Origin of the sequence: Streptosporangium sp. H16, from assembly GCF_051918855.1 — a bacterium.
In the GTDB taxonomy this organism is placed as follows: domain Bacteria; phylum Actinomycetota; class Actinomycetes; order Streptosporangiales; family Streptosporangiaceae; genus Streptosporangium.
Genome location: NZ_JBPXMD010000016.1, coordinates 203,139 through 209,589 on the forward strand (window position 1 = coordinate 203,139; position 6,451 = coordinate 209,589).

General features: G+C 72.6%; 7 protein-coding genes and 1 pseudogene. 4 read left to right on the forward strand and 4 right to left on the reverse strand.

The features are described from left to right. Positions 1-10 precede the first annotated feature (10 nt). Entirely contained in the window at positions 11-481 is a 471-nt protein-coding gene (locus tag ACTOQ2_RS26075) for a DUF2000 domain-containing protein (protein ID WP_440089746.1), read from the reverse strand. A 113-nt stretch (positions 482-594) separates the two neighbouring features. Between ACTOQ2_RS26075 and ACTOQ2_RS26080 the strand changes: the two genes are divergently transcribed. Together ACTOQ2_RS26080 and ACTOQ2_RS26085 are read left to right on the forward strand one after the other, a co-directional pair. Further along, positions 595-1,086 carry an Lrp/AsnC family transcriptional regulator gene (locus ACTOQ2_RS26080; protein ID WP_362682891.1) on the forward strand — a complete coding sequence of 164 codons (492 nt, stop codon included), beginning with the start codon at positions 595-597 and terminating at the stop codon, positions 1,084-1,086. A 192-nt stretch (positions 1,087-1,278) separates the two neighbouring features. Beyond that, entirely contained in the window at positions 1,279-1,689 is a 411-nt protein-coding gene (locus ACTOQ2_RS26085; protein ID WP_440102965.1) for a hypothetical protein, read from the forward strand. 97 nt (positions 1,690-1,786) lie between these two features. Here ACTOQ2_RS26085 and ACTOQ2_RS26090 read toward each other — a convergent pair whose 3' ends face one another. Together ACTOQ2_RS26090 and ACTOQ2_RS26095 are read right to left on the reverse strand one after the other, a co-directional pair. Continuing rightward, complete coding sequence (locus ACTOQ2_RS26090) at positions 1,787-2,449, reverse strand: response regulator (RefSeq protein ID WP_440102967.1); 663 nt, start codon at positions 2,447-2,449, stop codon at positions 1,787-1,789. Then, entirely contained in the window at positions 2,446-3,573 is a 1,128-nt protein-coding gene (locus tag ACTOQ2_RS26095) for a sensor histidine kinase (RefSeq protein ID WP_440102969.1), read from the reverse strand. The genes ACTOQ2_RS26090 and ACTOQ2_RS26095 overlap by 4 nt, the downstream gene beginning before the upstream one ends. Positions 3,574-3,803: 230 nt before the next feature. Between ACTOQ2_RS26095 and ACTOQ2_RS26100 the strand changes: the two genes are divergently transcribed. Both ACTOQ2_RS26100 and ACTOQ2_RS26105 read left to right on the forward strand, forming a co-directional pair. Then, a complete protein-coding gene (locus ACTOQ2_RS26100; protein ID WP_440102971.1) occupies positions 3,804-4,226 on the forward strand; it encodes a DUF6223 family protein in 423 nt (140 codons plus the stop codon). A gap of 347 nt (positions 4,227-4,573) precedes the next feature. Further along, on the forward strand, positions 4,574-6,214 hold the full coding sequence (locus ACTOQ2_RS26105) for a glutamate--tRNA ligase (protein ID WP_440102973.1): 1,641 nt from the start codon (positions 4,574-4,576) through the stop codon (positions 6,212-6,214). 30 nt (positions 6,215-6,244) lie between these two features. Here ACTOQ2_RS26105 and ACTOQ2_RS26110 read toward each other — a convergent pair. Beyond that, positions 6,245-6,451, reverse strand: a pseudogene (locus tag ACTOQ2_RS26110) (hypothetical protein); the annotation flags it as partial.

The window sequence follows — 6,451 nt, forward strand, 5'->3', positions numbered from 1 at the left end:
CCCCGCCGTGTCAGCGCAGCAGCGGGAGCTTGCCCGTGAGGCGCTCCACGGCCTGGCGCGGACCCAGCAGGCTCACCGCGTAGTACGAGAGATCCTCGCCGCCGGCGCGGGCCAGCCCGGCCAGATACTCGTCGTAGACGTTGGTCCGCTGCGCGATGGCCGCCATGTCGGCGACGACCAGCTCCGCCTCCTCCGCCGCCTCGTTCCTGATCCGGCGGACGACGTCGGCGGGCGCGGCCAGCACCGTGCACCCGGTCCAGGGCAGCCCGGCGTGGGTGTGGCCCGAGGCGTCGGTGCCCGCCGATCCCAGGATCGCGGGCACCGCGTTGCCCACGGACGCGGCCAGGCAGGCGGCGGCGTTGGCCTGCAGGCCACGGGGCAGATCATGGTCGATCACGATCACCCATTTCACCGGAAGCCGCCGGGTGGGCAGGTCGGTCCGGCGGTCCAGGGTGCCGATCCAGTCGGCCGATATGGTCATCCGTCTCCCTCTCTCCGAATTTCTGAGAGGACGTTCGCATCTGAAATGCAGGAATCACAACTCAATCTCATGGCTTCCGAAGAAAATTCGGAAATCTCTGGGAAGATGTGTGCGTGGACGAACTTGACACGGCCATCCTCGCCGAGCTCCAGCGCGACGGCCGCCAGACCAACCGCGAGCTGGCCGAGCGGCTCGGCATCGCGCCCTCGACCTGCCTGGAACGGGTGCGGTCCCTGCGGAGCAGGGAGGTGATCGAGGGCTTCCACGCCGAGGTCAACCTCGCCGCCATCGGCCGCCCGGTCCAGGCGCTCATCAACGTCCGGCTGCACCCGAAGATCAGGGAGGCGGTCGAGGGCTTCCGCGACCATGTCGCCGCGCTTCCCGAGACCCTCGCGGTCTTCGTGGTGTCCGGCGGCGACGACTTCATCATCCAGGTGGCCGTACGCGACACCGGCCACCTGCGCGACTTCGTCCTCGACCACGTCTCCCGGCACCGCAACATCGCCGACGTACGCACCTCGCTGGTCTACGACCACATCCGCAAGACCTCCGTCGAGGTCCTGCCCCCCGAGCGGCCGAGCCCGCCACGGACCCGCCGCCGCTGAGAGCGGGCCCGCCGATGACGAGAGCGGGCCCGCCGCTGCCGAAGCGGGTCCGCGCGTCCATCGCCGTGCCGGCCGCGAGGCCGGATTCCTCTCATCCGAATCACCGGCTTCGGCCGGCACACGTGGTGATCCTAAGATCGCTGGGAGGCCACCCCCCCCACGATTGATGACCTGGTATCCGGAGGATCCGCCATGCGACTCCCTCGTTCCCTCTCCGGCTGGACGATGGCCGTCTTCGGCCTTCTCGCCGTGGCACTCGGCGTCGTCGGCCTGGTGTCGCCGGACACCATGCTCGCCCTCCTCGGCTTCGAGGTGCCGCAGACGCGTGACCCCGGCGACTACACGAAGGTGTACCTCGCCGCCTCCTCGATGGCCGCGGTGAACATGGGCGTCTACTACCTCCTGGCCGCCGCGGCCGACTACCGGCCCTTCTTCCTGTGGACGGTGCCGTTCCGCCTGCTGACGTTCACGGTCTTCACCCTCCTGGTGGTGACCGGCGCCGCCCCCGCCCGGTTCATCGGCGTCGGCGTCTGGGAGGGGGTCGGCGCGGTGGTCACCGGGGCCGCGCTCTGGTGGGAGCGCAGGCGCCCGGACGCCACCTGACGGCCCGGGCACGGCGTTCGCGCGCGCCCGCACGCCGGGGTGCCCGGTCCTGGCGTCGTTCGCACGCCGGGATGCCCGGTCCCGGTGTCAGAGGACGTCAGGAGCCGCGCGGGACCACCAGGCCGGATTCGTAGGCGAGGACCACGAGCTGGGCGCGGTCGCGGGCGTGGAGCTTGGCCATGGCCCGGTTGATGTGGGTTTTCGCGGTCAGCGGGCTGATCACCATGCGGTCCGCGATCTGGTCGTTGGACAGGCCCTGCGCGACCAGGGCGACGGCCTCGCGCTCGCGGTTGGTCAGTTCTTTCAGCCCCGTACCGGTGCCGCTGTCGAGCGGCTGGGCGACGTACCTGTTGATGAGCCTGCGGGTGATCGACGGGGCGAGCAGGGCGTCGCCGCGCGCGGCGACGCGTACGGCGTGCAGGAAGTCCTCGGGCACGATGTCCTTGACGAGGAATCCGGCCGCGCCGGCGCGCAGCGCGTCGAAGATGTGTTCGTCGAGGCCGTAGTTGGTCAGGATGACGACGTGCACCCCGGCCAGGGCCGGGTCGGCGGCGATGCGCCGGGTCGCCTCGATGCCGTCGACGACCGGCATCTGGATGTCGATGAGAGCGATGTCGGGCAGGTGTTCTCTGGCCAGGGCCAGGCCCTCCAGCCCGTCGCCGGCCTCGGCCACCACCTCGATGTCGTCCTCGAGGTCGAGGAGCGCGCGGAATCCGCTGCGGATGAGCGGCTGGTCGTCGACCAGCAGGACGCGGATCATGACGTTCGCTCCACGGGAAGTTCGGCCTGGACGGTGAAGCCGCCCTCGCCGCGCGGTGCCGCCCGCAGGTAGCCGCCGAGGGCGGTGACGCGCTCGCGCATCCCGAGCAGCCCGACACCGGGCACCGGGGCGGTATCCGGCGTGGCCCTGCCGTCGTCGTCGACGCGGATCGCGAGGGTGTCGGGACGGTAGTCGATCCGGACCGACGCGGTGGCGGCGGCGGCATGCCGGGAGACGTTGGTGAGCGACTCCTGGACGATCCGGTAGACGGTCCGGCTCACCGCGGCCGGCACGTCGTGCCGTTGCCCTTCGATGGTCAGCGTCGCGTCCAGGCCGATGGTGCGGGCCCTTTCCAGCAGCTCCGGGATGTGGTCGAGCCCGCGCGGCGGGGTCGTGTCGTCGTCGCGCAGCGCCTGCAGGGTCGCGCGCAGCTCCCGGGTCGCCTCACGTCCGGCCTCCTGGATCGCGAGCAGGGCCTCCGGCACCTGCTCGCCACGCCTGCGGGCCACGTGGACGGCGACCTCGGCCTGCACCTTGATGATCGAGATCTGGTGGGTGAGCGAATCGTGCAGCTCCCGCGCGATGTGCAGCCGCTCCTCGTCGGCGCGGTGCCGCGCGGTCTCCTCCCGGGTGCGCTCGGCCTCGTCCGCCCGCCGCTCGGCCTGCCGCAGCGCCTCACCCGCGGCGCCGGCCGCGACCAGCCAGGCCAGCTCGAGGGCGCCTCGGGCCTGCGCGAGCGCCTCGCCCAGGTCGTGCGGGCCCGAGACCAGGGCCGCGAAGGGGAGCGCGGCCAGCACGATCACGCTCGCCACCACCGTGACGGTGCGGTGTCCCGCCCGTACGGCGGCGTATACCGCGAACAGGTACGCGACGGCGGGCACGTCGAAACCGGCGGCCTGGTAACCCACCGCGCACAGCCCGGTGACGGCCAGGACGGGAATCGGGGCCCGGCGGCGCGCGGCCAGCACCAGGCCCCCGGCCGCCAGCAGCGCGTAGCCGAGCAGGGCGAGGTCCGTGGCGGAGTGCCGCCCGGACAGCCCGGTGACCAGCAGCGTCGCCGCCACGCCGACGGCGATCGCCCAGTCCTGGACATCGGCCCGGACACCGGACCGTCCTGTACTCATGCGCGAACCTTAACCGGATGCCCGCGCGGGCGACTCCCGCCCACGGATGACCGGCAGGCTACCGCGCCCGCGGTAGCCTCGCGGCTCCTGCGGCGTCCGCGGCAGCCGGCTGCGGCACCGGCGGCAGCGCGAAGTGTCCGCGTCCGCCGGACGACCGGCGGCGGGTCCGGCGGACATGATCAGGCGGTATCGAGTCGTAGCAGCCAGTCGTAGGAGAAAAGGAGCACCTCATGTCAGTCCGACGTGTGCTTGCCGTGGCCGGAGCCGCCCTGATCGGAGGTTTCCAGCTCGCCGTACCGGCGGTCGCGCACGCCTCGGTCCAGCTGGAGCCCGTCGGTGCCTACACCATGACCGCCGGGCGGCTCTGGTCCCTGGTGGGCGCGGGGGTGGGGCTGGTCGGCGTGGTCGTCGGCGGGCTGGCGCTGGCCCGCTCCACCGGCCGGATCGGCTCCGGCTCCGGGAGAAGGAGGGCCTTCGTGGCCCTGGCGGCGGGGCTGATCAGCGCGGTCGTCGGCGGGATGGTCGTGGCCGCCGCCGAGGGTGGCCCCGGCACCGGTTACGGGATAGTCGGAGGGGTCGTGGCCGTGGTGGTGGGGTTGATCGGCATGGCCCTCGGCGGGCTGGTGCTGGCCCGCTCCCGCCGCACCGGATGACTCGCGGGGACGGCCCACCGGCATCGCCGGCGCCGGAGGCGAGCGGTCGCGCCGCCGGCGCCACGACCGAGGCTGTCCGCTTGGTCCGGGTGAAGGACGCCATCGATCGCGGAGGCTGTCCGCCCGGTCCGGGTGAAGGACGTCACCGATCGCGATGGCGAACGCGAGGGGAGGCAGGGCCCAACCAGCGGTCCCGTTTCGTCCGGACGCCTCGCGGCCTCGATGAGACGGGTGAAGAATCGGCGGGCTCGGGCTCCGGCCTGTCGGGCATACTGCGGGACAGGGCTCCGCCACCGGCGGGCCCCGTCCGTCCTCACACGCCATCTGCCCGCTGGAGTGGACCACCCATGTCTCCGCTCGACCGCGCCGCCGTCGACGCCCTGTTCCCCGCCGACCTGCCCGAGGTCGGCCACTGGCAGCGGCGCTACCCGCCCCGGCCGCTGCCCGAGGGAGCCCAGGTCACCCGGGTCAGCCCCAGCCCCACCGGCCACGCCCACATCGGCAGCGTGTACGTGGCCATGATCGACGCCGACATCGCCCGTCGCAGCGGCGGCACCTATTTCGTGCGGGTGGAGGACACCGACCGGCTGCGCGAGGTCGAAGGCGCCGCCGCCCAGTTCGACCGCGTCTTCTCCGCCTTCGGCGTCTCCCCCGACGAGACGGACCCCGCCGGTGCCTACGGCCCCTACACCCAGTCGGCGCGTTCGCCCGTCTACCTCAGCCACGTGCGGGAACTCCTGCGCCGGAACAAGGCGTATCCGTGCTTCGCCACCCGCGACGAGCTCGCGGCCAACGTCGCCGCGCAGCGGGCCGCGAAGGTCCCCACCGGCTACTACGGCCGGTGGGCGATCTGGCGCGACGCCCCGGCCGAGCGGGTCGGCGAGCACCTGGCCGCCGGCCGGCCGTACGTGGTGCGGTTCCGCTCTCCCGCCTCCCCCGGCGATCGGATCGGCTACCGCGACCTGATCCGGGGCGAGCTGGAAGCCGACGCCAACCTCAACGACGCCGTCATCCTCAAAAGCAGCGACCAGCACCCGCGCCTGCCCACCTACCACCTCGCCCACGCCGTCGACGACCACCTCATGGGCGTCACCATCGTCATCCGCGGCGACGAGTGGATCTCCTCGGTTCCGCTGCACCTGCAGCTGTTCGACGCGCTCGGCTTTCCCCGCGTCGACTACGCCCACATCGCGCCGCTGATGAAGGTGGAGGGCGGCAGCCGCCGCAAGCTGTCCAAGCGCAAGGATCCCGAGGCGTCTGTCGACCACTACCTCCAGGCGGGCTACCCGGTCGAGGCGGTCCTGTACTACCTGCGCGGCCTGGCCAACGGGCGCCTGGCCGAGCTGCCCCTGGCCGAAGCGCTGGCCGCGCCCATCCTGCTGGAGGAGTGCGGCGTGGCCGGCCCTCTGGTGGACATGGCCAAGCTGGACGACATCAGCGCCGACTTCGTCGCCACCCTGCCCGGCGAGGAGATCCTGCGCCGCCTGAGGGACTGGGCCGCCGACCACGACCCGGACCTGGTCGCCGTGCTCGACGGCGACCGGGACCTGGCACTGCGCGCGCTGGCCGTCGAGCGCGACGGGGTACCGAACCCGCGCAAGGACCTGCGCAAATGGTCGGACTTCCGGGCCGCCTACGGCTTCTTCTTCTCCTCGCTGTTCGAACGCGTCGACGACGACGGCGACCCCCGCTTCGGTGGCCTGGACCCGCGGCTGGTCCACGCCATGCTCGACGACCTCGCCGAGCACTACCGGCCGCACACCGACCCCGGCCGCTGGTTCGAGCAGGTGCGCGACCTCGCCGCCCGGCACGGTTTCGCCCCCACCCCCAAGGCGCACAAGGCCAATCCCGGCGTTCACCCCGGATCGATCCGCGAAGCCTCCCAGGCCGTCCGCGTCGCGCTGACCGGGGCCATCCGCAGTCCCGACCTCGCCGCCGTCGCCCACGCCCTGGGGGCCGAGGAGGTCGTACGACGCCTGCGACGGTGATCGCGTCGTCGCGGGCGTTGCGGTGGGTGGTCAGACCTGTGGCGCGTTCTGTGTTCTGTGTTCGGGGTTCGGGGTGGGGGTGGTGGGGGTGGTGGGGGGTGGGCTGGTTTCGGGGTGCGGGGGTGGGTCGCTGAGCTGGTCGCGTAGGTAGTTCCAGATGACGGCGATCAGGGCGGCGACGGGTACGGCGAGCAGGCTGCCCACGATGCCGGCGAGGTTGCCGCCGAGGGTGACGGC